We start from the raw sequence: 24,838 nt of genomic DNA on the forward strand, positions 1-24,838 counted from the left end.
GATTAAAATATGGATCGAACCATGTTCAGAAAATTGAGCGATAAAATCTATGTTGCCCCGCAAATCGGTGTCGCCGACGTTGGCGATGCGGCGGCGTTGGGCGTCACCCTTATCATCAACAACCGGCCGGAGGATGAGTCTGCGGACCAGACACCCGGCGGCGACGTCGAAGCGGCTGCCAAAGCGGCGGGGCTTGCCTATGTGGCGATCCCGGTGACACATGCCGGTTTTGCCGAGTGGCAGGTGACCGCCATGGCCGATGCGCTGGACAAGGCCGAAGGCAAGGTGCTTGCCTATTGCCGGTCGGGCACGCGTTCGACTTTGCTGTGGGCCCTCGCCCGGGCGTCCCGCGGCGACCATCCTGCGGTCTTGAGCGAGCAGGCGGCGGATGCGGGATATGATCTGTCGCCGGTGACGGCGATGATGGATATGGTCCGCGGTCGCGCGTCATGACACCGGCGATTGTCGAGATATTGAAATTGGCAGGGTCGGTCGCAGCCATCCTGTTTCTGGCGTGGTTCGCGCGAAAATTGGGACTCGGCGGCGATGTCCGCATAAGCAGCGAAGAGCAGGCCCGCGCCATCGCCGATGAAATCATTTGCGGATTTGATCCGGTCGATATCGCCATCGACAGGGCAGGAATCGGCGCATTGATGCGCGATGCCCAAGGCCGCCATTTGCTGGTCCGTCGCCATGGTGCACATTTTGCAGGACGCCTGCTCGACAACCATAGCGAGACACGGCTGGACCAGAATTTTCTGACCGTCGGCACCGGCGAACCGACATTTGGCCGGGTCACGCTCAACCTTGGCAAAGAAGCGCAATATTGGGCCTCGGGCCTCAGGCACTTACGCACATGACCGAAAAACTGTTCAGCCCCGTCGATTATGCCGTTCCGTTCTTCATCCTGCTCGTCATTCTGGAAATGCTGTGGGTTCGCAGGAATGCGCCTGAGAAATATGAGCCGCGCGACACGCTGACATCGCTGGCGCTGGGGACCGGAAGCACGGTTGCAGGCGCGCTGTTCGGCGGGACGATGTTTGCCATTGCCATGTGGGGCTATGACTATCGGATCACGACCATCCCCTGGACCTGGTGGGCATGGATTGCCTGCTTTGTCCTGGATGACTTTTTCTATTATGTCTTCCACAGGTCCGCGCATCGCGTCCGCTGGTTCTGGGCAGCCCATGTCAACCATCATAGCAGCCAGCATTATAATCTGTCGACCGCGCTGAGGCAGACATGGACCGGCTTTTTCGCCTTCACATTCCTGTTTCGCCTGCCCCTGGTCTTTATTGGATTCGATCCGGCGATGATCCTGTTTGTCGGGGCGATCAACCTGATCTACCAATTCTGGATTCACACCGAAGCCATCACCAAATTTCCGCGCTGGTTCGAATTCATCATGAACACGCCGAGCCACCACCGCGTGCACCACGCCACCAATCCGCGCTATCTCGACCGCAACTATGCCGGGGTTTTCATCATCTGGGACCGGATGTTTGGCACCTTCACCGAAGAGGTCGAGGGCGAGAAAATACGCTACGGCATCGTCAAGCAGCTCGGCACATTCAACCTGCTGTGGTCGGTATTCCATGAATGGGTGGGCATCGCCCGCGACATCTGGTCTGCACCGTGGAAACATAAATTATCCTATGCATGGCGGCCACCGGGTTGGAGCCACGACAACAGCCGCGACACGTCGGACACGATCCGCCAACGCTGGCTGGACCGGCAAACAGAGCAGCCTGCGGAATAACGTTATTTACACTCTTGCCAGTAGTTAATCGTCCGATTAAACTCGTTTTCGAAGAGGAGATGGCATGGACGAATTTGACATCATCGTGGTTGGCGGTGGCTCGGCTGGCAGCGCGGTGGCCGGACGTCTGTCCGAAGGCGGCCGCTATTCCGTCTGCCTGATCGAAGCCGGCGGGACCAACAACAATATGCTGGTCAAAACGCCTGGCTTCATGCCCTTCATACGCGGTGCGTCCAACTGGAAATATGAAACCGTCCCGCAAAAGGGGTTGAACGGACGCACAGGTTACCAACCGCGTGGCCGGGGCCTTGGCGGGTCCAGCGCCATCAACGCGATGGTCTATATTCGCGGACATAAGTGGGATTACGACAATTGGGCCGAACTGGGTTGCGACGGTTGGTCCTATGATGATGTTCTGCCGGTCTTCAAAAGGTGCGAAGACAATGCCCGTGGCGCCAACCCCTATCATGGCGCAGGCGGACCCCTCTCCGTTATGGACCAGCATTGGCCACAGGCGGGAAGCCTTGCCTTTGTAGAGGCGGCGGCAGAGTTACAGCTGCCGCGCAATGCCGACTTCAATGGGGCGAGCCAGGACGGCTTCGGCCTGTATCAGGTGACGCAGAAAGGTGGCGAGCGCTGGACCGCAGCCCGCGCATATGTCGAACCGGCGCGCGACCGGATGGAAATCATCACCGGCGCCCTTACCGAGAAGATCTTGGTCGAAAATGGTCGCGCCACCGGCGTGGTCATCGCGCAAGGCTGGGGCCGGAAACGCACGGTCCGTGCGCGCGGTGCCGTGGTTCTTTCGGCGGGTGCCTTTGGCAGTCCGCAGATATTGCAGCTTTCGGGCATCGGCCCGGCGGCGCATCTGCAAAGCGTCGGCATTGATGTTGTCCATGACAAGGCAGCGGTCGGTGCCGATTTGCAGGACCATATCGATTATGTATCCAGTTTCGAAACTGGATCGAAAGAGGATTTCTTCGGCGATTCCGTAAGCGGCACCATCCGCATGGCGAAGGCCTTTTTCGAACACCGGCGCAAACGGACCGGCATCCTGACCACCTGTTTTGCCGAAGCTGGAGGTTTCTGGCGTTCCACGCCCGAAGCGCCTGCACCCGACATTCAATATCATTTTGTACCCGCCATGCTCGAAGACCATGGCCGCACCAAGGTAAAGGGGCATGGCTTTAGCTGCCACGCCTGTGTCCTTCGCCCCGAAAGCCGTGGAACTGTTCGTCTTGCCTCGCCCGATGCCCGCAAAGCACCGCTGATCGACCCGGCGTTCCTGACCGACGCGCGCGATATGACCACCTTGCGCCGCGGCGTGCGCGAGATGCACCGCATTTTCAGTGCTCCGTCGCTTGCAGTCTATGGCGGAAAAGACAGGCACCCTGTGAACATCGATAATGATGCCGAGCTGGATGCCCTGATCCGCAGCCGCGCCGATACCGTTTACCACCCCGTCGGCACCTGCCGCATGGGTCCCGATGCCGATGCCGTGGTTGATCCCCGGCTGAAATATCGGGGACTCGATGGTCTCTATGTTGCCGACGCCAGCATCATGCCGCGGCTGGTGTCGGGCAATACCAATGCCCCAAGTATCATGATCGGCGAACGCGCCGCCGAATTTATCCGGGCCGATTTGCAATAATCTTGCGGAAAGCCGCCTACACCGCTAACGGCGGGCGCGTTATGGGCAACAACAGCACAGAATATTTCAGCACACGCGGAAATGCGGACATCCTGGATTTCGCAGGCGTCACTCTCACCGGACTTGCAGGTGACGGCGGGCTCTATGTGCCAACGCACTGGCCGCGTTTCACGCCGGAGCAGATTAAAGCCATGCGCGGGCTGGATTATGTGGCGCTGGCCGCGCGTGTCATGGCGCCGTTCACCCAAGGCGTTCTGAGCGAAGATGAACTGCAGGATCTGTGTAAAGCCGCTTATGGCAGTTTCGCCCATAGCGCGATTGTCCCGCTGAAGCAGCTTGATAGCCAGCATTTCCTGCTCGAACTTTTTCACGGCCCCACATTGGCGTTCAAAGATGTCGCGCTGCAATTACTTGGGCAATTATTTGCGCGGTTCCTGTCTGGAAACGACAAGAAGCTGACAATTGTTGGTGCGACGTCGGGCGATACCGGTTCCGCAGCCATTGATGCCGTTGCCGGACGCGACCAGATCGAGATTTTCATGTTGCACCCGCACGACAGGGTATCGGATGTGCAGCGGCGACAGATGACGACGATCCTTGCCCCCAATGTGCATAATATCGCCATTGAAGGCAGCTTTGACGATGCACAGGCCATGGTGAAACGCATGTTCGGTGACCGCGACGTCAACGGACCACTGACGCTGTCAGCGGTCAATTCGATAAACTGGGCGCGATTGATGGCGCAAGTGGTCTATTATTTCGCCGCCGCCCTGCGCCTCGGTTCGCCAGATCGGACGGTTGCCTTTTCAGTCCCGACCGGAAATTTCGGCGACGTGTTCGCAGGCTATGTCGCCGCACAAATGGGGCTGCCTATTGAGCGCCTGATCGTTGCCACCAATGTGAACGACATATTGCACCGCGCCTTGGCCAATGGCGATTATTCGGTTTCGGGCGTCACGCCGACCGCCGCTCCTTCCATGGACATTCAGGTGTCGAGCAATTTCGAACGTCTGCTGTTCGATCTCGAAGGCCGCGATGGTGCGGCCACATTGGCGCGGATGAAGGCGTTTGAAGCCAGCGGCCATATGCAGATCGGCCCCGAAATGCGGGCCAAGGCGGATATTTTCGTCAGCGCACGGGCCGATGCAGATGATATGGCGCTGGCCATGCGCTGGGCCTATGAACATTGTGGGGAAGTGCTCGATCCGCACACCGGTATCGCATTATATGCGGCGCGTGCCGAGATGATCGCGCCGCACATTCCCGTGGTGACTTTGGCCACCGCGCATCCTGCAAAGTTCCGCAATGCGGTCGAACGGGCCACCGGGATCCGCCCCACCCTACCCCAGCGCCTAGCCAATCTGTTTGAGCGTGAAGAACGGTTTGACATTTTGCCGGGTGATTATGACGCGGTGCGGGACTATGTCCTTGCAAAGGCCGTGCGATGACCTGTGGTCTGAACGCACTTTAGCGCCGATTATGGAGCCTCATTTCGTCACCCTGACCAGCCAACCGCGTCCGGATTATACCCTGATCGACAGCGGCAACGGCCGGAAATATGAAAGCTATGGCGACCGCCGCTTCATCCGTCCCGAACCACAGGCCATGTGGGCCCCGGCGATGGAGGACTGGGATGCGGACGCCGAATTTGTACCCGGCTCAGACGAAGATGGCGGCGGGCGGTGGTATAATAACCGTCCCGTTCCGATGGACGGCTGGCCGCTCGTCTGGAATGACGAAGTCACCTTCACCGCGCAATGCACGCCCTTTCGGCACCTTGGGTTCTTCCCCGATATGGACCCTGTGTGGCGCTGGATGCGGGGCGAGATTGCGGGCGTTGCGGATCCTTTGGCGATGAACCTGTTCGGCTATACCGGCGTCGGAACCTTGGCGTTATCCGCCGCCGGTGCCCAAATGGTGCATGTCGATGCATCGAAGAAGTCCGTCGCCCAGGCCCGCGCCAATGCGGAAATGTCGGGCATGCGTGATCGTCCGATCCGCTGGATCGTCGATGACGCGGCAAAATTTGTGGCGCGCGAGGTCCGACGGGAAAAGCGTTATGATGGCATATTGCTGGACCCGCCCAAATATGGACGTGGGCCTGAAGGAGAAGTCTGGCGGCTTGAGGAAGATTTGCCCAGCCTGATCGCCGATTGCCGCAAATTGCTCGACCGGGATTCGCGGTTCCTGTTCCTGACAGTCTACGCGGTACGCATGTCGGCACTGGCACTGGGCGGTTTGTTGAATTCCCATTTCGCGGATTTGGGCGGCAAGGTCGAATTCGGGGAACTCGCCGTCCGGGAACAGGCACGCGGCCTGTTGCTGCCCACTGCAATATTCGCGCGCTGGTCGCAATAAGGAGCATTATGGCCGACTCCCTCATACTTGAAGTGCATGATCTTGTCGTCAATGTCCTGACGGGCATTTACAGTCAGGAAACGCATCTGCCGCAGCCGCTGAAAATCTCGATCAGCGCGACGTTGGATATTGCCGATCGCTACACAGCGGATACACCACTTGATGCGTCCAAAAACTATATGACGTTAAAAGAGGCGGCAACCCACCTTCCTGAGGGGGTGCATTTCACTTTGATCGAGGCCGTGGCCGATCACATCATCGAAAAGCTGTTCGTCGACGACGTCCGCATCAGCCATATCAGCGTCAAGATCGTGAAGCTGGCGATCGCCGAAGACGGTGAGGCCATCGGGATCACCATGGCGCGGAGCCGCAAGTGACACCGCAGGCGCCGCTTGCACTGGTCACGGGCGGCAAGCGCCGCTTGGGCGCGGAAATTGCAAAAACATTGGCGAAGGCAGGCTATGCCCTTGCGCTTGTCAGCCATGTCGACAAGGCACCCGATGCCGACCTGCTCCAGATAATGGCCGAGCAGAACAGTGATTGGCATGCGTTCACGTGCGACCTTGGAAACCCTGAAAATGCGGGAAAGCTCATTTCCGAAGTGACGGCACATTTCGGCCGACCCGTGGATTTGCTGGTCAACAACGCTGCCATGTTCGGGCAGGATGACTGGCACGGCATGGACGTCGATACGCTGGAAGCGCATTTCCGGCTGAACCTGTTCACGCCGCTGCTTTTGGCAAAGGAAGTTGTGCGGGCTACACAGGACCACCAGCGACCGGCCATTGTCCACATTCTCGACCAGCGCATCACCAATCCGCACGGCGACCAGCTCAGCTACACATTATCCAAACAGGCACTCGCCGCTTCGGTCAGGTCCATGGCCGCGTCCTTCGGGTCTGCGGCACGGGTGAATGGCGTTGCCCCCGGTCTTGTCATTTCAACGGATGAATATGACGAAGCTCTTGAGGATCGCCTCGCCCACAGGATGCCCTTAGGGGCCCTGCCTTCGCCCCAGGCGGTGGCCGAAGCCGTGCTGTATCTTGCACGGGCAGTGGATGTCACCGGGCAGACTATTTTTGTCGACGGCGGTGCCCATCTGAAAAGCTTTGATCGCGATTTCATGCACCTTTGAAAGGCGCAAGGTCAGCGAACGCGCCAGACCTTGATACCTTTACCCCGCGACCCAAGCGGCTCGAGCCATTGCGGAATTTTACCCTTGGCCAATTGCGCCCATAATCCGCCCGGATCTTTGCGGGCATAAATGGCCAGCTCGGTTTCCGCAGGGCAAAGGGCAAGATAATCGATACCGCGGGCTTTCAGCAATTGATGGGAAGTATCGGGGGATGACCGGAATATCTGGATATGGTCGTGCATCGCCTGCTCATTACGATGATGGCTGCTGGCAAGGACGCTATGCGGTGTTTGCGCCAAAATGGTCGGACCCATGTCGAAGGTCGAAAGAAAATTCCCTTTGGGAAGCGAGCCAAGCGCCCGGATGGAGAGCGCCGACTGGCATAGCGCATCAGCAGCCTTGTTTTTGGCCTCGGCTGTGCTGTCATTCGCGCCATCCGGCAGGATACGGATCAGCGAGGAGATGGCGGCTCCCGGAACCAGCAGGACAAGGATCGCGGCGATCAGGCCAATTCTGCGGGCCGGAACTTTGGCTTGGCGGTATTGGCGGAACAGCAAGGCGATGAAGCTCGCGGTTACCGGAATGGCAAAGGCAGTGGCAACCGAAATGGTGCGGACAACAAGCAAGGATAACAGCACGCCGAAGAAGACGAAAAAGCCCATGGTCGCAAGCTGACGCCGGGGTTCCCCCCGTAAACGGGCGCTCAAAAGGAACCAGCTGATTGTACCCGCCACCAGACCTGCCGACAGGTTCAGCGCAACACGCCATGGCTGGTGCCAGATGGGCAAGCCTTCGGTTACGTTGCTATACCAATAGGTGCGAACCAGCGGATCCATCCCCCCGAACGCACCGCCGACACATTGCGGCGCCATCGACAGTAACAGGACAAGCGCCAAACCCCCGGCCAAAGCCGCCGCCGCCAGCCGTATTTCCCAACGGTCTGGCTGTAGATAGGTGGCAGGGATCATGATGAACGCGGCACTGGCTATGCCAAACATATGCGGTGGCGAAATCGTGTCGCAATAGGTGTCGGCGTAAAGTCCCTGTGCCTGCGTGCCAAAGAAGAGCAGCACGGTGCAGACGGTAAAGCTGGTGATCGTCCAGAAAAGCCGCCCCTGCACTGCGGATCCCCGCACCCAGCCGAAGCCGAGAAACAGGAAGAAGGCCGCCGTCATTGGCGCACCCTCAAGCGAGATATGCAACCACACCGCCATAGCGAGACCCAGCACGATGCCCGCCTTTCGCACGTCGGCACGGAACAGCGTCGAAAGCGCCAGAACGGCCATGGCAATCTGCCAGCCATGATGGTCAATCCGCATCGGCCGCAGCTGCAAAAGCAGCGCACCCGACGACAGAGTAATCAGCGCCGCCGCCACACCGGCTTCGCGCGACGAAATCTGCGTGGCGATGCGCGCGAGCATGTAGCTGATCCAGCCGAGCAGCAGCAAAGGAACCGCAATTCCGGCGGCAATCTCTGCCCACATTTGCCCCATCAGCGGGCGAAGGAGCAGGATGAGTAAGGCGAGCGGAACTTCGACCAGCCGCGACCAATGAATCGGCGCCCCGTTAGGACGGTTCATGCGATATTGGGTAGTGTCAAACCAGCTTTGCCCGTTCAGAAAATCCCGCAATTGCACCAGCCGCAATTCATCATCGGGATCCCATCCGGCCAAAGTGCCGACCTGAGGCCAGCTTGACCAGATCAAAGCGGCGCTTACCAAAAGCCATAACATCGCCAGCAGCCGCACCGGCAACCTTTCGCGACCTATTTGCGTCCCAAAGTTCATCGAATTCCCCCGCCGTCGGTCTAACGCATCGCAGCGCCTTTGTCTGCTTCATCTTTTCGGCGAAGATAGAGCCATGGCACATGGCCGGGATCGAATTGGGTGCGGTGATGCCGATCAAAATAAGGGGGCATATGGTCACCCACGAGCAAAATGTCCGCATCGGGAAAATCAGTCGCGGTTATTTCATCCGCCAATGCGGTTTGAATGTCATGATATATGGCAAACTGGCGACAAATCTGTGGGAATTCTGCCTTCAGAAAGGCCGATACACGCTCACAATTGTCGACGTTCAGATTGAGTCCCGAAGGCACCGGCAAATGTGAATTCAACGTCAGCCAGTACAGAAATGTCGGTTTTTGTGCTGCCTTCAGCTTGGCCGCGATTTGCTTCGGTATCTGCCGGTCACAGGCGCCCGGAAAGACACCACCACATTTTTCGGCGCCTGCTTTCATCATGTCCATGCCGAATTCGCGCTTGGCAAAGCCGATGTTGGGATACCATTGCTCGCGCTTGAAAAAGGAACCGGTAAAGCTGTGCATGGCCAAAGTGTCATAGCCTTTCTTCGCCAGGACATTGGGCAGACATCCCGAATCCTTCCGGTCGAGAAGGTCATAATAATCGCCCCACCGGCCACATAGTTCCCGGATTTCACCAGCTGTGGTGCTGTTGTAATAAGGCGCGGTTCCTCGCTTGAAATCGTAGCGGGCTTGAACCGCTGCATTGTCCACCAGCGGAGCGAACAGCAGCTTGGCCATTTCGGGATTGTCTTTGGGAAGACCCATGGCCTCCACCACGATCAAGACCAGATGACGCTTTCCATCCGCCCGCGCGGCAAAGCCGCTGTCTCCAGTCGCGGAACCAAAGAGCGCGCCTTCGGGTGCCGCGCGGAAATAATGACCCCGCATGTCTCTCCCCATCCAGAGATCAACCCCTGCAAGTGAGACAAAGGCTCCGGCTGCTGCGATAATCAGCCACGGGCGCGCAAAATCAGTATCGCGACGTAAAAGCTTGAATGCCAGAATCATCACACCGAAAATTGTCACTGCACCCGCAATATAGTCGAACGAATTTGACGGCTTGATCTCGGCAAAAAACTGCAGCGAGTAAAAAAGCGACGACATGTCGAGGTTAAACAGCCCGCCGACAAATTTCAGGGTCGAAAAGGTAAGGATGCCCACAAAGGCGAGATAGCGGATCGCAAAAGGCATTCGTTTGACGACCAGCCCGGCCAGCCCTGCATAGACTATTTCCATGTGCCGTGGGGGTGCGCCGGAAAACCACATCGCGGCAAAGCCGATATTGGCCAGCACGACCCACACTAATATCCAGTTTCCGAATTTCCGGACTTCGTCGTCGACCTGCCATAGGGCAGGTCTTTCCATCTCGGCTGTCAGTGCGGTCACCGGAATACCCCCCATTTACGCATGGCATAGACGGCGACAAAGCTGATGCCGATCGCCACTGCTTTCGATGCAATAGGCTCAATACCGAAACGACTGAGTAGTTCGACCGTAGTTACGGTGATCCCTAAGCCCACCAATGCAGACCCCGCAAACAGCGCCCGTTGCACGTGAAGCGACGCTCCGTCGCGGGTCTTGCCGGTGAACACGATATTGGCGCTCACCAGCCAGTGGATGATAATGCCCACGCAATAGCCCGCCGCCGATGCAATGGTCGGATCGACCGCCACGGCCACAAGGCCGGAGAACAGCGCAACGTCAAACAGCAGCGCAATGATGCTGGCGGCCAGATAGCGCGTGATCGTAAACCGGTGCCAGAGCACCAGTGCCGAGGCGAAAGCCCGATCCATGTCGTTTAAGCGGCCTGGCCGATCTTGCGACCTTGGCCATCATCGTCCGTGTCCTTGACGATACGGCGCGGAACTTCCCGTTCGGACTCGAGCGCGGCGGCTTGATCCTCGGTCACTTTCGCAACGATGACCTGCTGGTCACCTTCGTCGCCGGCTTCGTGATATTCGGCGTCTTCGTTAACGTTCCAGATATTGTAGACGCGCGACCCTGCGACGATGTTTTCGACCGTCAGCATGGCCGTCATCATGGCATGATCCTGGTTATTATACCGGTGCATCCCATTGCGGCCTACCATGTGCAGTGTCGGGTAGAGCGTTTCGAGTTCCGCACGCATGACTTCGACATTATCGGCATAATCATCGTCATATACCGGATAGGCTTTTTCCTGACGGACAACGGCACCGCCCACAACATCCTCGGCCTTGCACAGCCCGAGAATCGCCATTTCCTTTTTGGCCAGCTCGATCAGGTCCGCATCGCTCGACGACCAGAGGCCATCATTTTCAAAGCAGAAATATTCAAGGCCAACGCACGCAATCGACGGATCGGGCACCATCTCGGGCGACCAGCTGCGGAAATTCTGCACGCGGCCAACCTGTACCTTGCTGTCGTGGATATAGATCCAGTTGTCGGGGAACAGATCGTCCGACCTTATCATCAATGCGACAGTCAGAAAATCGCGGTAACGCAAATTCATGGCGGGCATAGATGATTGCGGAAGAGGATGGATACGCGCCGACAACTCGCGCATCGGTGCGCTGCTGATGACATGCTTTGCGGAGATTACTGTTTCGTTGCCGTCCGACGCCGTGGCGGACAGACGCCAATTGCCAGCGCTGTCCTGTGCCAATTGTTTGAAACGATGGCCCATCAAGACATGATTGCCATTGGCGACAACATAATCGCGCGCGGCATCCCACATCATGCCCGGTCCAAGCCGCGGATAGCGGAATGTTTCGAGCAGAGTTTTGGTTTCCATGCCGTCATTCGGCTTTTTATTTAAGCCGAATGAGCGTTTCAGCCCGTCAACCACCGCTGCGCCTAGACTCAACCCTTTGATCCGCTGCGCTGCCCAATCTGCAGACATTTCGTCGCAGGGCATTCCCCATACTTTTTCGGTGTAGGTTTTGAAAAAGATCGAGAACAGCTTTTCACCAAATTGGTTTATCGTCCAATCCTGAAAACTGCGTACATTGGTGATCGGCTGAAATTTTGCCTTTGCATAGCTGATCATACATTGGGTGGACCGGATGATCCCCAGATTGAACAAAGCCTCAAAGGCGCGTAAGGGATAGCTATAGAATTTACCCTCATAGTAAATTCGGCTCATCCTGGGGCGCTGGATGAAATCATTGGGAAGTATTTCATTCCACAGATCGACTACCTCTTTAGATTTTGAAAAGAAACGATGGCCGCCAATATCGAACCTATAGCCATCAACCTCCACCGTTCGGCTGATGCCACCAACATAGCGTTCGTCCTTTTCTATGACCGTGACGCTAAATCCCTTCTGGGTAAGCAGATAGGCAGCGGTTAGACCTGCTGGACCGGCGCCGATAATTGCAACGTCAACTGAGTTTTGGCCCTGAGCAATCACTTGTATACCCCCATAGAAATCTATCTCTGAAATCTGTGAAGGAAATGCCCTAATAGATAGTTAACGAGAGGTTATTTCCGACGCATCGATTTTCGAAAATTGCGGCCGCACAATATTATCTTGCTTCTTTTCGCTTAAACGCGCATATGCGGCGTCGAACGCATGAGGCAAGCGGACAATCCCGCCGCAGTATTGGCAGCGTGAGGGCCCGGATGAACTGGCTCCGCCAATCGAACAAGATGCGTAAAGCTTAGAGGCTTCCCATTTCACGCAGGGTTGTTTCCAACGGGTCGGCACAAGCTGTTCCCGAACACCTGCTGTTGCGCCTGCATTCCCCTGTCTTAAGGGTGCGTGCTTTGGGCGGCAACGACCAATTGAAAGTAATTTTATGTCTTTTTTCCAAGACCTGGGCCTTGCCCAACCTATCCTGAAAGCGCTCGAAGCGGCGGGATATGACACCCCCACTCCAATCCAGCAGCAATCGATCCCGCCTTTGCTTCAAGGCCGCGATTTGTGCGGTATAGCGCAGACCGGGACCGGTAAGACGGCGGCATTTGCACTGCCTTCGCTCCACCATTTTGCAACCAAGCCCAAGGCGCGCCAGCAATATAGCTGCCGCATGCTTGTGCTTTCGCCGACACGCGAATTGGCCGCGCAAATCGCGGAAAGCTTCCGCACCTATGGCAAATTCCTGGGCCTCAAGATCGATTGTGTCTTTGGCGGAATGCCGATTTTCAGCCAGAAAAAGCGTCTTGCGGGCGGCGTCGATATCCTCGTTGCTACGCCGGGTCGTTTGATCGATCTGATCGAACAACGCGCGATCACTCTGAAAGATGTCGAAATCTTTGTTCTCGACGAAGCCGACCAGATGATGGACCTTGGCTTTATCCATGCCTTGAAGCGTATCGATCAACTGTTGCCAAAACAGCGCCAGACGCTGTTTTTCTCGGCCACAATGCCCAAGGCTATTGCCGAACTTGGCAACCGTTTCCTGAACAACCCTGTCCGTGTGTCGGTTGCCCCAGCGGCTACCACGGCGGAACGCGTTGAACAATTTGTGACCTTTGTCGAACAACGCGAAAAGCAGACTCTGCTGACGCTCAAGCTGCAAAGCGAAGAAATTGACCGCGCGCTGGTCTTTACGCGTACCAAACATGGGGCCGACCGTGTGGTCCGCGGCCTTGCCGGTGCTGGCATTCAGGCGGCTGCCATTCATGGCAACAAGAGCCAGGGCCAACGTACCGCAGCGCTTCAGGCGTTTCGTGACGGCAAGATCAAGATTCTGGTTGCCACCGACATCGCCGCACGCGGTATCGATGTTCCCGGTGTCAGCCATGTGTTCAACTTCGAACTGCCTAATGTGCCGGAACAATATGTCCACCGCATCGGCCGGACCGCACGTGCGGGTCGTGAAGGCGTCGCGATGAGCTTCGTTGCCGGCGATGAGCGCGGCTATATGAAGGATATTGAACGTCTGACCGGAGTACGTGCCATGACCTTGGGCCTGCCCGAGGGCTTCCGCGCTGCGGTTGCGGCATTGCCGCCGCCCGTCGCCGACAAGAAACCACAGCAGTCACGTGGTGGCCGTGGTGGCGGACAACCCGGTGGTGGTCGCACCAACTATGCCGGCAAAAAGCTGGGTGGAAATAATGGCGGCATCGGACGCAATGGCGAAACCCGTCAGCGCACACATGCCCCGCAAGGCGGCTGGCAACCCGCCATCGGTCCCAAGGACGGCAGTCGCGAAGGCAGTGCAGATGCCCGTCCGCGCAACGAAAATGCCGGATCGGGTGACCGCCGTCCAACCGCCGACCGCGCATTTGCTGCCCGCAAGGAAAGCCGTCGCGATCCCGGTGCACCGGCACGCAACTATGGCCCGAAAAAATCCGGTCCAAGTAAATTCCGCGGTGCGGTAAAGCGCGCCGGATAATCTTCTGTTACCCCGCCGTCCCGAACCGGTTTCGGGACGGCGGAGAACATCTGTCCAGAGATTGGCGCCGCCTGTTTAGTGGCGGAAGTGGCGCATGCCCGTAAAGACCATCGCCAGGCCAGCTTCGTCTGCGGCCGCAATCACTTCATCGTCGCGCATCGAACCGCCCGGCTGGATCACGGCTGTGGCCCCTGCTTCAGCAGCGGCAAGCAAGCCGTCTGCAAAGGGGAAAAAGGCGTCCGACGCAACGGCAGAACCAACGGTCCGCGGGCTTTCCCACCCATAGGTTTCGGCGGCTTCACGCGCCTTTATGGCCGCAATCCGCGCACTGTCGCGCCGGTTCATCTGGCCTGCGCCAATGCCCGCGGTCGCACCATCCTTGGCATAGACAATCGCATTGGATTTGACATGCTTGGCAACGGTCCAGGCAAAGCGGCAATCGGCCAATTCCTGCGCCGTCGGGGTGCGTTTGGTCACCACCTTGAATTCGCCATCCGCGACATGGCCATTGTCCCGCGACTGGACCAGCAACCCACCGGTTATCGGCTTGATCGCAAGGCCCCCACGCTTGGGATCGGGCAAATCACCTGTCAGCAGAAGGCGCAGGTTCTTTTTCTTCGCAAACACCGCCTTGGCCGCATCGTCGGCAGACGGGGCGGCAACCACTTCGGTGAAAATCTCGGTTATAGCCTCGGCTGTCGCGCCGTCCAGCGCACGGTTGACCGCCACAATCCCGCCAAAGGCCGAAACGCTGTCGCATTCCAGTGCGGCACGATAGGCGTCGATCAAGCTGTCGCCGCTGGCGACACCGCAGGGGTTGGCATGCTTGACGATTACCACCGTCGGCGGACCATCGCGAAATTCGCTGACAAGTTCGAGCGCGGCATCGGCATCGTTGTAATTATTATAGGACAGTTCTTTACCCTGCACCTGCTCGGCCTGCGCAATGCCGGAACCATGCGGGCCGACCGGCACATAAAGCGCGGCACGTTGATGCGGATTTTCGCCATAGCGCAATTCTTCGATGCGGTTCCCGTTAACCGCCAGCATATCGGGAAACAGCTGTTGCTGGTCGGCAAAGGCGAACCACTGGCTGATCATGCTGTCATAGGCAGCAGTCGCCGAATAGGCCTTGGCCGCGCATTTCCGTCGGAATTCATAGCTGGTCTTGCCGCCACTTTCTTCCATCTCGGCCACCAGATTGTCATAGTCAGCCGGGTCAGTAACGATCGTTACAAAAGCGTGGTTCTTGGCTGCGCTGCGGACCATTGATGGGCCGCCAATATCTATATTTTCGATAATTTCATCGCGCGTTGCGCCTTTTGCGACGGTTTGGGCAAAGGGGTATAGATTGACCACCACCAGATCTATTGCACCAATATCATGCACTTTCATCGCCGCGACATGTTCCGCATTGTCTCGCACCGCGAGGAGACCACCATGTACCTTGGGGTGCAACGTCTTGACCCGCCCGTCCATCATTTCGGGAAAGCCGGTCAATTCGCTGATATCCTTCACCGCCAGACCAGCGTCGCGCAGGGTCTTTGCCGTCCCGCCTGTCGACACCAATTCGACATGCCGCGCCGCCAGGGCATGGCCCAATTCGACAAGGCCGGTTTTATCCGAAACCGACAAAAGGGCCCGTTTGATTACGACGTCTTCCATGTACTTATCCTAAATGGCGCAATTGCCAGCTGAAGGTGAGGCCGCCTTTACCAGTCGCCGCCTCGATTACCAATTGGTGGGTGGGATGTGGACGACCTTCCTCATCAACCCATAAGCTATCATCAACCGATAATGTGCCCCCAGCCGCAGCAAAAGCCCAGCTGCTTCCATCTGCCATGCGGAGTAATGCGGTTTGGGCATTGTCAGTCGGCACGATCTCGATATCGGGACCAAGATGAAAACGAACATGAACCGGCGTACCGTCTTTTGGTTTTCCTTTAGGCAACAGAGTATCTTCGCCCCGCAGTTCAAGCCCGTCCGAACGCAGGATCAGCAGGCGTGAATGAACATAGCCAAAGCCACGCACATAGCCATCATGACTTGCTTCAATCCGCGTAGCCTGATCGGCATCCCGCCGTTCGAGGCCGACTTCAGCTACGCCCTTGCCCAATTGACCGCCTTGCAGAATTGCGGTTGAATTGGTGTCGTTGATACACAGGGTCGAATGTGCAGCGGTTGTCCGTAAGCCCCGCGCCAATGTCACGGGAATGGTCGAACCAACCAACGCCGCACCGCCACAATTTACAAACAACCGCTGACTGCCGTGGGACAATTCAACCGCCAATGTTGACGCGCAACCAGATGCGGATTGCCGAGCCAAAGGCGGCGGTCCTGCATCCAGCAGCAACACCGTTTTACCAGCAGAAACCCTTTGATAACCCCAATCAAGCGCCTGACGATGCGGTCGGGCACGGACCTCACTTGCCAAAACAAGAGCCTCGATGCTTTCTGCGCTCATATGAGCCGAACCCTGCCAGGCCCCCAGACCACCGTCCGAGTGGGTAAGGCCCAATAAGGCCGGCACGGCACGGCCAATTGCATCAGACAAAAATGCTGGCACCATTTCGTTACGCGCATTGTAGCACTGCTTAAGCAAGCTGAGCAGTCCGATCAATTCGATCAGTTGCACTGGCGACCGGGACACTACACCGCCGTCGGGAAAAATCGCGGCCTGTAGTGCGGCGGCCAGGCCATCTTCACCAACCGCGCGCCTTGCCTTTCCCTCAGGCAACAGCAAGGATGCAGCAACAACTCCTGCCCAGCCAAGACTTTTGGCGAAATGGCTTTGCGCGCGCGGTGCAGACTGGTCGAGATGGCGGGCGACCCGGGCGAAGTGGTTGATGACGCGTGAACGGTAAACGGGGTCTGCGCTGCTCAAAAGCAAAGGCGAGCCCGCCGCCATGTTGAGTAATCGCCATGCACAATTGTCGACCCGCCAAGCGGGTTCGCGTGTTTTCATACCATTGGCGATCAACCAGTCATCGGCAATCGATGCCGCAATCGGCGCGCCTTCGCCCCTGTTCGTCGCCGCCGCAAGATCGCGCAACCATCCAAATCGATGGATATAATCGGTCATTGTCGGAGGTAGCGTTAGCTTTTGATAATCAACTCCGCGAAATGGTTGTTCTGCGCCCTGATAATAGAATTTGCCCATCCGCAGGGCTTGTCCACGACCGACATCACCTTTTAGCACATCTTGAGGAATGGTGATCAGGCGCAAGGGCACCTTGCCCCTCAACCGTCCGCTATGCAGCGGCGTTCTCCATGTCAATTTATAGAATTGTAGGGACAGACGTTCGAAAATATTCTGGCCCACACCCGTCGGCCGGACGATCAATGCCGCCTGCCTACCCCCTTCACCGCGTGCCTCATGGTCCGTCATCCACCCCTCAATGCATGGATGTTGGCGGCATATTGGTCGGGGCCGCCCTTGAAAGTGGCCGTCCCGGCGACGAGCGTGTCGGCCCCGGCTGCAATCGCCAGCGGCGCAGTCTCGATGGTTATCCCCCCATCAACCTCCAGCCGGATATCGCGGCCTGTTTTGTCGATCATTTTGCGGATCGCCTCAATCTTACGCAATTGGCTGGAGATGAAGCTTTGCCCGCCAAAGCCGGGATTGACGCTCATCACAAGCACAAGGTCGACTTCGTCGATCAGATAGTCGAGCATCTTGGCCGGTGTTGCCGGGTTCAACACGACCCCGGCCTGCCTGCCGAGGGACTTGATCAGCTGCACCGTCCGGTGCGGATGCGGGCCGGCTTCGGGGTGGAAAGAAATAATGTCCGCGCCTGCGTCGGCAAAATCTTTCACATATTGATCGACCGGCGAAATCATCAGATGCACATCAAAAGGCTTGCTGCTGTGCGGCCGAAGCGCCTTGACCACGGCGGGGCCTATGGTGATGTTCGGCACGAAATGACCATCCATCACGTCGACATGGATCCAGTCGCAGCCTGCTTCATCGATCGCACGCACTTCGTCACCCAGCCGAGCGAAATCGGCGGAGAGGATGGAAGGCGCAATGCGGATGGCGCGGGTCATGAATGGCGCTTAGCGGCCTGAGCCGCCAGCGGCAAGGCGAGCCGTTGCGTTATGCACAGCTTATCGTAACACCGGACTCGGTTCGCGGCGGTAAATGAACAGGTCACCGATGACATCGTGCGATTCCGCAATTTTCTTAAAGCCCAATTTGGCCGCCACATTGTGCGACGCGGTGTTGCCCCGATCAATGATGCACCGGATTTCGCCCAATCGCGCCTCTTCATCCGCCCATTGCAATATGGCCGTGAGCGCTTCGGTCGCATATCCCTTTCCCCAGGCGTCGGGTACAAATGCCCATCCCGCTTCGGGGAAGTCCGCCAGCTCGGGCAGGCCACGTTCAAACCGCGCCAAACCGCCATTACCCACAAGGACACCGGTCTCGCTTTCGACAAAAGACCAAAAGCCATAGCCCAGAAGGGACCATAGCCCGATCCCGCCCAAAAATTTCCCCCAACTGGTGTTGCGGCTTCGCGGCTCGCCGCCGATAAATTCTGTCATGCGCGGATCAGCCCATGCGGCGGCATATGCCTCCCAATGCGACAGCGTCATGGGTTCGATCCGGAGCCGTTCGGTTGTCAGCGTTGGTGCAATCATAAATTTCAGGCACCCTTCCGAATAAACCGTGCGATGAAAAATCCGTCCATGCCGCCCTTGTCCGCCAGATTGTGTGGCATAGTGCGGACATCACCCTGCGCGTTAGCCGTCACCCCTTGGGGCAATTCACCTTCGGTCGCGGGCAAGGGCGAAAAATCGGGATGTTTGGATAAAAACAACTCCGCCTGAGCCTCGCCTTCCTGCGGTTCCAGTGAGCAGGTGGCATAGACCAGCAAGCCGCCAGGCTTCACCCAGGCCGCTGCACGGTCCAGCATAGCGCATTGGAGCGCGGCCAGATTGTTGATCTGCTTGATATCGATACGCTGCAACACGTCGGGATGCCGCCGCATGGTGCCGGTCGCGCTGCACGGCGCGTCGAGCAGAATAGCATCATACAGGCCCGAAGGCTCCCACTCCATCACGTCGGCCGTGACCCGATCGGCATTGAGCTGTGTCCGTTCCAAATTGGCCATCAACCGGTCCATACGACGCGCGCTGTTGTCCAGCGCGGTGACCGTGTATCCGGCGGCCGAAAGCTGCATCGTCTTGCCACCCGGTGCGGCACACAGATCAAGCGCCCGCTTGTCCAAACCATCGCCCAGAAGCCGTCCAGGTAAGCTGGCGGCCAGATCCTGCACCCACCACGCGCCTTCATCATAACCCTGTAATTCTTCGACCGCCGTGCCACGCGGCAGACGGATATGGCCCGGCATCAGGCTTTCCCCGCCCAATATCTCGGCCCAATGCGCGGTCGAAGCGGGATCGCGCAACGCGAGATCCAGCGGTGGTGGTTCCGATAGAGCGGCTTGCGCGCCTGCAACCATGTCGTCGCCCCATGCCGGATGCCACCGCATCATGACGGCTTCGGGCAAGGACGGCAGTTCGGGAAGGGCCGCATTGGCCCGCAACAAGGAACCCAGAACACCGTGCACCAAACGGCGCGGGCCTTTGTCTACCAGTGGCAGGGCCGTTGCAATCACCGCATGGGGCGGTGTGCCTAGCCGCAAAATCTGTGCCAGCGCCAGCCGTAACACCATCCGCGCCTTGCTATCATCGGGCAGCGCCTGCTTCGTCTTGCTGTCGATCAGGACATCAAGGTCGACCGACCAACGCAGGCTTTCCTGTGCAATGGCAATCGCAAGGGCGCGGTCTGGCGGCGACAGGCCCTTGGTCGCATTCGCCGTCGCCTGATCCATGGGCGTGCCCATGCGCATGACCGCATCAAGCAGGCGCAAGGCAGCGCGGCGGGTGGGGAGGCCGGAAACTTCTTCTTCATTGGACATCGCTAGATCGCTTAAGCAAATCCGTGAACAAAGTCACCCATCTTGCAAATGCGCCCTACACCTCCGATATAAGGTAAGCTATTTTTATTTGAGGAGCATCCACCATGGGCCAGCGCCCACCCCATGTGAAAGCGCCCGCTTATCTGTCGAAAAGCCCGCCGGTGCCCGAACCCAAAGCCGTCGCACGCGAACCGGAGCCGGATTCGGAACGGCCGGACCCTGTGCGCTACGGCGATTGGGAACTTAAAGGCGTCGCCATCGACTTCTGAAGCCGGCCATTAGGTCGGAAACTGCCCAAAATTTGTGCATGTGCGAAGTTACTTGTTCTCTGCATTATTTTTGTGCAGACATTAGATAATGGTATCTAGACCGCCCTGCTTTGATGAAATGCTAAATGAGGACGGCACGCCGCGCGCGGCTTATGCAGCCTATCACAAATGGTTCGCCGAGCAGGACAGCACCCATTTGAAACAAAAGGCCCGAGATGCGGAGGAGTTTTTCCGTCGCACCGGCATCACCTTTGCAGTCTATGGGGATGACGAGGCCGAAGAACGGTTGATCCCGTTCGACATCATCCCCCGCATCGTGGCGGCTCGGCAATGGACCAAATTATCTCGCGGAATCGAACAGCGTGTCCGCGCCATCAATGCCTTTTTGCAGGATATCTACCACCGGCAGGAAATCGTCCGCGCCGGTCGCTTGCCGATTGACTTGCTGGTCAAGAACGAAGCCTTTGTGTCGCAGATGATTGGCTTTACTCCGCCGGGCGGGGTATACACCCATATCGTCGGCATCGACCTAGTACGCACCGGACCTGATGAATTCATGGTGCTGGAAGATAACGCACGCACCCCGTCGGGCGTGTCCTACATGCTCGAAAACCGCGAAACGATGATGAACATGTTTCCCGAACTGTTCAGCACCATCCGCGTCCGTAACGTCAGCGATTACCCCAAAAACCTGCGTGCGTCGCTTAGCCGCGTCGCGCCGCCTGCCTGCACAGGCGACCCTGTTGTCGCCGTTCTGACACCGGGAATACATAACAGCGCCTATTTCGAACATGCCTTTCTGGCCGACCAGATGGGCGCTGAGCTGGTCGAAGGCCATGACATCCGTATCGTCAATGGCCGGGTCGCCATGCGGACGACCCGGGGTTACCAGCCGATTGATGTGCTCTATCGGCGGCTCGATGATGATTATCTCGATCCGCTAATTTTCAAACCGGATTCGGTGCTCGGCATTCCGGGCGTTTTCGACCTTTATCGGGCCGGCAAGATAACCATCGCCAATGCTCCGGGCACAGGGATTGCCGATGACAAGGCTATTTACAGCTACATGCCCGACATCGTCGAATTTTATACCGGCGAAAAACCCATTTTGAAAAATGTCGATACCTGGCGGTGTTCGGAACCCGATTCCCTTGCCTATGTGCTCGACCATCTTTCCGAACTGGTCGTAAAAGAAGTGCATGGATCGGGTGGCTACGGCATGCTGATCGGGCCTGCGGCCAGCAAGAAGGAGCTGGCTGCCTTTACGGCAAAACTGAAAGCCAAACCGGCCAACTATATCGCGCAACCGACGCTTGCCCTTTCAACCATCCCCATTTTCGCCAATAGCGGCCTTGCCCCACGCCATGTCGACCTGCGGCCTTTCGTGCTGGTGTCGCCAGACAAGATCGACATCACGCCCGGCGGTCTGACCCGTGTGGCCTTGCGCAAGGGATCGCTGGTGGTCAATTCAAGCCAGGGCGGCGGCACCAAGGATAGCTGGGTGATCGAGGATGATTGAGCCATGCTAGGCAAGACCGCTTCCGGTATATTCTGGATGTTCCGTTATCTGGAGCGGGCGGAGAATATTGCACGGCTGATCGAGACCGGGCACCGTTTCACCCTGACCCGCAACCGTGGGCGGCAGGACGAATGGCGCTCCATCCTCTCAGCACTGGGCATGGATGCCACCTATCGCGCCAATCATGAGGAGTATAACGCGGCGCAAGTCGTCGACTATCTGCTACGCGACAAGGCCAACCCCGGCAATTTGCGCAACCTGATCGACAGCGCGCGGCAGAATGCGCGGACCACCCGCACCGCGATAACCCGTGAATTGTGGGAAGCCGTCAACGAATGCTGGATCTGCGTCAATGATGCCCTGAAACGGCAAGTGCGTGAGGCCGAACTGCCCGCGACCATCGACCTGATCGAACGGCAGACGGCGCAGGTGCGCGGTGCGCTGGAAAATACGATGCTGCGCAACGACGGGTATAATTTCAGCCGCGTCGGCAACTTTATCGAGCGTGCGGACAGCATGGCGCGGCTGCTTGACGTCAAATATTATGTTCTTTTGCCGTCGGTATCCTTTGTCGGTTCCTCACTCGACAATATCCAGTGGGAAACGATCCTGCGGTCGACGTCGGCCTATAGCGCCTATCGTTGGCTCTATCCCGGCCGGGCCAGTGCACTCGGCATTGCCGACTTTCTCATTCTCGACCGCCGTTTCCCGCGCAGTCTTGCCTTTTGCTATGGAAAGCTGACGGACAATCTGCGCCACCTTGCCATGTCCTATGGTGTCCAGTCGGACAGCCTGACCGAAGCAGAACGCATCTACGCCGGGTTCGCGTCGATGACGGCGGCATCGATACTGGAAGACGGGTTGCACGAATTTCTGGTCGATTTTCTGACGCAGAACCGAAGGCTGGCGGCGATGGTGGAGCAGGAATATAGGTTCAACTCCTGATGCTTTTGTCCATCCACCACCTTACCGAATATCAGTTCGACCAGCCGGTCCATTACGCGCTGCAACGGCTGAAGCTGCGTCCCAAAGACGGGGCGGGGCAGCAGATCATCGACTGGACCCTGACCGTCGACGGCGGCAAGGTCGAGGCCGAGCATGACGATCCGCACAACAATCATGTGACGCTGATTTCGGTGGAAGAAGGCCGCACCTCCATCACCATCAGCTGCCATGGTCAGGTCGAGACCACCGACAACCACGGCATATTGGGCCGCCACCGAAGCCATGTGCCGCTTTGGGCCTATTGCCGGCCCACAAGATTGACGACTGCGGGGCGGGGCGTGCAAAAGCTGGTTACAGGTGTCGATCGCGAACAGTCCGACAAGCTCGCTTTGCTGCATCAACTATCCGCGCATATTCTGGGCTCGGTCGCCTACCAGAGCGGTGCGACCGGTGTGGACAGCAGCGCGGAGAACACCATCGCTGCAGGCGCCGGCGTGTGCCAGGACCATGCCCATATCTTCATCGCCGCCTGCCGGTCCATGGGCATTCCTGCCCGTTATGTGTCGGGATATCTAATGATGGATGGCAAAGTGGAGCAGTCCGCAAGCCATGCTTGGGCCGAAGCGCATGTCGATGCGATTGGCTGGGTCGGGTTCGATATTTCGAACGGCATCAGCCCCGATGGCCGCTATGTCCGCGTCGCCACCGGCTTCGACTATCGCGACGCCGCGCCCATTTCGGGCATGTCCTTTGGCGCGCGAGATAAAAGCATGGTTGTCAGCTTGCGGGTGGAACAGTAAGCGAAACAGGATCAAGGGTCGGGGGACTTTTCAAGTCATGACATATTGCGTGGGAATGTTGCTGGAAAAGGGCATGGCGTTCATGTCCGACACGCGCACCAATTCGGGCGTCGACAACATTTCGACCTTCCGCAAGATGTTCAGCTGGTCCGTGCCCGGTGAGCGTTTCATCACCATGATGACCGCGGGCAACCTCGCCACCACACAGGCATTGATTAGCCAGTTGGAAGAGCGCAGCAAAGCACCTTGCGAACGCAAGCCGTCGATATTGGAAGCACCGACCATGTTTCAGGTGGCCAATATCATCGGCACCACCTTACGCGACACGATAGCGGCACGGGCGCTTACAGGGCCGGTTGCGGCCAGCCCCGCCCCCAATTTCAATGCAAGCGTCATATTGGGTGGTCAGATTAAAGGCATGGAACCAAGGCTTTATCTGATTTATCCTGAAGGCAATTTCATCGAGGCAAGCCCCGAAACACCTTTTTTCCAGATCGGTGAAACCAAATATGGGCGGCCCATATTGGTGCGCGGTTTTGAATCGCACATGTCCTTTGCCGATATTACCAAGCTGTTGATGGTCTCATTCGATTCCACTTTGAAGGCGAACCTATCAGTGGGTTTGCCGCTGGATCTGATGCTTTACCGCAACGACGATTTCACGCCTTTCCACGAACGGCGCATCACCGCCGACGATCCCTATTTTAAAAAGATCTCAGACAGCTGGAGCGAAGCGTTGCGGAACGCCTTTCATTCACTGCCGGACTATCCGCTTAACTTATAAAAAAGGCGCGCTCAAGCAAAAGCAAGCGCGCGCCTTTCTTCACTCATGTCTTGTTAAGGGCAGCAGTCCATGCCCATGCCACAGCACGCACCGACAGCGCAGCACGCGGCTGCAAACGTAGCGGGAGCGGCAGCGTAAGCGGATGTTGCAGTAAAAGTCAGGCCTAAAAGGGCCATTTTTGCAAAACGAATCATATTATAACTCCATGTAATTATTTAATTAAATTATTGGTTTTTTGTGGAATTCGCATTTAATTTCTTGGCGGTGGCGGATCGATGCTCGAAACAATCGGATACAGAATCTCTGGCGCAATCACTTCATGGATTTGAACATCGTTTCGCTCCAGCGAGCGACTTGGCCCACTGATATACCCAGCACAGGGTGCACAACTGGTGCAATCATGCAGTCCAATTGCATCACAGCAGCCATCGGCGACTACACTGCAATTTTTCATCATGTCCATGTGCGCGAAAGAAGCAGATGTTCCGTTCACAATTCCTAAATGGGCAAGGAAAAATGCCATTATCAAAGTTAATCTCAACCGACGTGCCATACCGCTCTGCATGTTA

The 24,838-nt window shown here is 57.5% G+C and carries 24 protein-coding genes; 14 read left to right on the plus strand and 10 right to left on the minus strand.

What is annotated here, in order from left to right; translation table 11 throughout:
* Positions 1–21: 21 nt before the first annotated feature.
* From EUU23_RS11390 to EUU23_RS11425, 8 genes are all read left to right on the plus strand, one after another.
* Entirely contained in the window at positions 22–453 is a 432-nt protein-coding gene (locus EUU23_RS11390; RefSeq protein ID WP_160354220.1) for a protein tyrosine phosphatase family protein, read from the plus strand.
* Positions 450–860, plus strand: coding sequence for a hypothetical protein (locus tag EUU23_RS11395; protein WP_160354221.1), 411 nt, complete (start codon positions 450–452; stop codon positions 858–860). The genes EUU23_RS11390 and EUU23_RS11395 overlap by 4 nt, the downstream gene beginning before the upstream one ends.
* Entirely contained in the window at positions 857–1,759 is a 903-nt protein-coding gene (locus EUU23_RS11400) for a sterol desaturase family protein (protein ID WP_160354222.1), read from the plus strand. Before EUU23_RS11395 ends, EUU23_RS11400 begins: the two co-directional genes overlap by 4 nt.
* 64 nt (positions 1,760–1,823) lie before the next feature.
* Positions 1,824–3,410, plus strand: coding sequence for a GMC family oxidoreductase (locus EUU23_RS11405; protein ID WP_160354223.1), 1,587 nt, complete (start codon positions 1,824–1,826; stop codon positions 3,408–3,410).
* 41 nt (positions 3,411–3,451) lie between these two features.
* Entirely contained in the window at positions 3,452–4,858 is a 1,407-nt protein-coding gene (gene thrC, locus EUU23_RS11410; protein ID WP_160354726.1) for a threonine synthase, read from the plus strand.
* 31 nt (positions 4,859–4,889) lie between these two features.
* The gene (locus EUU23_RS11415; protein WP_160354224.1) at positions 4,890–5,768 is read left to right on the plus strand and encodes a class I SAM-dependent methyltransferase; all 879 of its coding nucleotides are present in this window, start codon (positions 4,890–4,892) and stop codon (positions 5,766–5,768) included.
* Positions 5,769–5,776: 8 nt separating this feature from the next.
* A complete protein-coding gene (locus EUU23_RS11420; RefSeq protein ID WP_160354225.1) occupies positions 5,777–6,145 on the plus strand; it encodes a dihydroneopterin aldolase in 369 nt (122 codons plus the stop codon).
* The gene (locus EUU23_RS11425; protein WP_160354226.1) at positions 6,142–6,903 is read left to right on the plus strand and encodes an SDR family oxidoreductase; all 762 of its coding nucleotides are present in this window, start codon (positions 6,142–6,144) and stop codon (positions 6,901–6,903) included. The genes EUU23_RS11420 and EUU23_RS11425 overlap by 4 nt, the downstream gene beginning before the upstream one ends.
* Positions 6,904–6,914: 11 nt before the next feature.
* On the opposite strand, the gene EUU23_RS11430 is transcribed toward EUU23_RS11425, so the two are convergent.
* Genes EUU23_RS11430 through EUU23_RS11445 form a run of 4 tightly spaced genes read right to left on the minus strand, consistent with a single transcriptional unit; the run spans position 6,915 to position 12,095 of the window.
* A complete protein-coding gene (locus EUU23_RS11430) occupies positions 6,915–8,690 on the minus strand; it encodes a hypothetical protein (RefSeq protein WP_160354227.1) in 1,776 nt (591 codons plus the stop codon).
* 20 nt (positions 8,691–8,710) lie between these two features.
* Complete coding sequence (locus tag EUU23_RS11435) at positions 8,711–10,093, minus strand: sulfatase-like hydrolase/transferase (RefSeq protein WP_160354228.1); 1,383 nt, start codon at positions 10,091–10,093, stop codon at positions 8,711–8,713.
* Entirely contained in the window at positions 10,090–10,500 is a 411-nt protein-coding gene (locus EUU23_RS11440) for a GtrA family protein (protein WP_160354229.1), read from the minus strand. The genes EUU23_RS11435 and EUU23_RS11440 overlap by 4 nt, the downstream gene beginning before the upstream one ends.
* A gap of 5 nt (positions 10,501–10,505) precedes the next feature.
* The gene (locus tag EUU23_RS11445; RefSeq protein WP_160354727.1) at positions 10,506–12,095 is read right to left on the minus strand and encodes an FAD-dependent oxidoreductase; all 1,590 of its coding nucleotides are present in this window, start codon (positions 12,093–12,095) and stop codon (positions 10,506–10,508) included.
* 391 nt (positions 12,096–12,486) lie between these two features.
* Here EUU23_RS11445 and EUU23_RS11450 point away from each other — a divergent pair, with 391 nt between their 5' ends.
* A complete protein-coding gene (locus tag EUU23_RS11450; protein ID WP_160354230.1) occupies positions 12,487–14,028 on the plus strand; it encodes a DEAD/DEAH box helicase in 1,542 nt (513 codons plus the stop codon).
* Positions 14,029–14,103: 75 nt separating this feature from the next.
* Here EUU23_RS11450 and purH read toward each other — a convergent pair whose 3' ends face one another.
* The 5 genes from purH to EUU23_RS11475 are packed head-to-tail and all read right to left on the minus strand — an operon-like array spanning position 14,104 to position 19,952.
* Positions 14,104–15,693, minus strand: a complete 1,590-nt coding sequence (gene purH / locus EUU23_RS11455; protein ID WP_160354231.1) for a bifunctional phosphoribosylaminoimidazolecarboxamide formyltransferase/IMP cyclohydrolase — start codon at positions 15,691–15,693, stop codon at positions 14,104–14,106.
* 4 nt (positions 15,694–15,697) lie between these two features.
* Positions 15,698–17,416, minus strand: coding sequence for a heparinase II/III family protein (locus tag EUU23_RS11460; RefSeq protein ID WP_160354232.1), 1,719 nt, complete (start codon positions 17,414–17,416; stop codon positions 15,698–15,700).
* Complete coding sequence (gene rpe, locus EUU23_RS11465) at positions 17,413–18,075, minus strand: ribulose-phosphate 3-epimerase (protein ID WP_160354233.1); 663 nt, start codon at positions 18,073–18,075, stop codon at positions 17,413–17,415. Before rpe ends, EUU23_RS11460 begins: the two co-directional genes overlap by 4 nt.
* Before the next feature lie 60 nt (positions 18,076–18,135).
* Complete coding sequence (locus tag EUU23_RS11470) at positions 18,136–18,669, minus strand: GNAT family N-acetyltransferase (protein WP_160354234.1); 534 nt, start codon at positions 18,667–18,669, stop codon at positions 18,136–18,138.
* A 5-nt stretch (positions 18,670–18,674) separates the two neighbouring features.
* On the minus strand, positions 18,675–19,952 hold the full coding sequence (locus EUU23_RS11475; RefSeq protein WP_160354235.1) for an RsmB/NOP family class I SAM-dependent RNA methyltransferase: 1,278 nt from the start codon (positions 19,950–19,952) through the stop codon (positions 18,675–18,677).
* Between the two features lie 104 nt (positions 19,953–20,056).
* On the opposite strand from EUU23_RS11475, the gene EUU23_RS11480 reads away from it, so the two are divergent.
* From EUU23_RS11480 to EUU23_RS11500, 5 genes are all read left to right on the plus strand, one after another.
* Positions 20,057–20,221, plus strand: a complete 165-nt coding sequence (locus EUU23_RS11480) for a DUF1674 domain-containing protein (protein WP_158901641.1) — start codon at positions 20,057–20,059, stop codon at positions 20,219–20,221.
* Between the two features lie 118 nt (positions 20,222–20,339).
* Positions 20,340–21,740: a circularly permuted type 2 ATP-grasp protein gene (locus EUU23_RS11485; RefSeq protein WP_160354236.1), complete on the plus strand. Its 1,401-nt coding sequence runs from the start codon at positions 20,340–20,342 to the stop codon at positions 21,738–21,740.
* Positions 21,741–21,743: 3 nt separating this feature from the next.
* The gene (locus EUU23_RS11490; RefSeq protein ID WP_160354237.1) at positions 21,744–22,685 is read left to right on the plus strand and encodes an alpha-E domain-containing protein; all 942 of its coding nucleotides are present in this window, start codon (positions 21,744–21,746) and stop codon (positions 22,683–22,685) included.
* On the plus strand, positions 22,685–23,485 hold the full coding sequence (locus EUU23_RS11495) for a transglutaminase family protein (protein WP_160354238.1): 801 nt from the start codon (positions 22,685–22,687) through the stop codon (positions 23,483–23,485). The genes EUU23_RS11490 and EUU23_RS11495 overlap by 1 nt, the downstream gene beginning before the upstream one ends.
* 37 nt (positions 23,486–23,522) lie before the next feature.
* Positions 23,523–24,269, plus strand: a complete 747-nt coding sequence (locus EUU23_RS11500) for a proteasome-type protease (RefSeq protein ID WP_160354239.1) — start codon at positions 23,523–23,525, stop codon at positions 24,267–24,269.
* Positions 24,270–24,519: 250 nt separating this feature from the next.
* Here EUU23_RS11500 and EUU23_RS11505 read toward each other — a convergent pair whose 3' ends face one another.
* The gene (locus EUU23_RS11505; RefSeq protein WP_160354240.1) at positions 24,520–24,792 is read right to left on the minus strand and encodes a hypothetical protein; all 273 of its coding nucleotides are present in this window, start codon (positions 24,790–24,792) and stop codon (positions 24,520–24,522) included.
* Positions 24,793–24,838: the final 46 nt, after the last annotated feature.

It is taken from the genome of Sphingorhabdus profundilacus (assembly GCF_009769755.1).
Taxonomy (GTDB): domain Bacteria; phylum Pseudomonadota; class Alphaproteobacteria; order Sphingomonadales; family Sphingomonadaceae; genus Sphingorhabdus_B; species Sphingorhabdus_B profundilacus.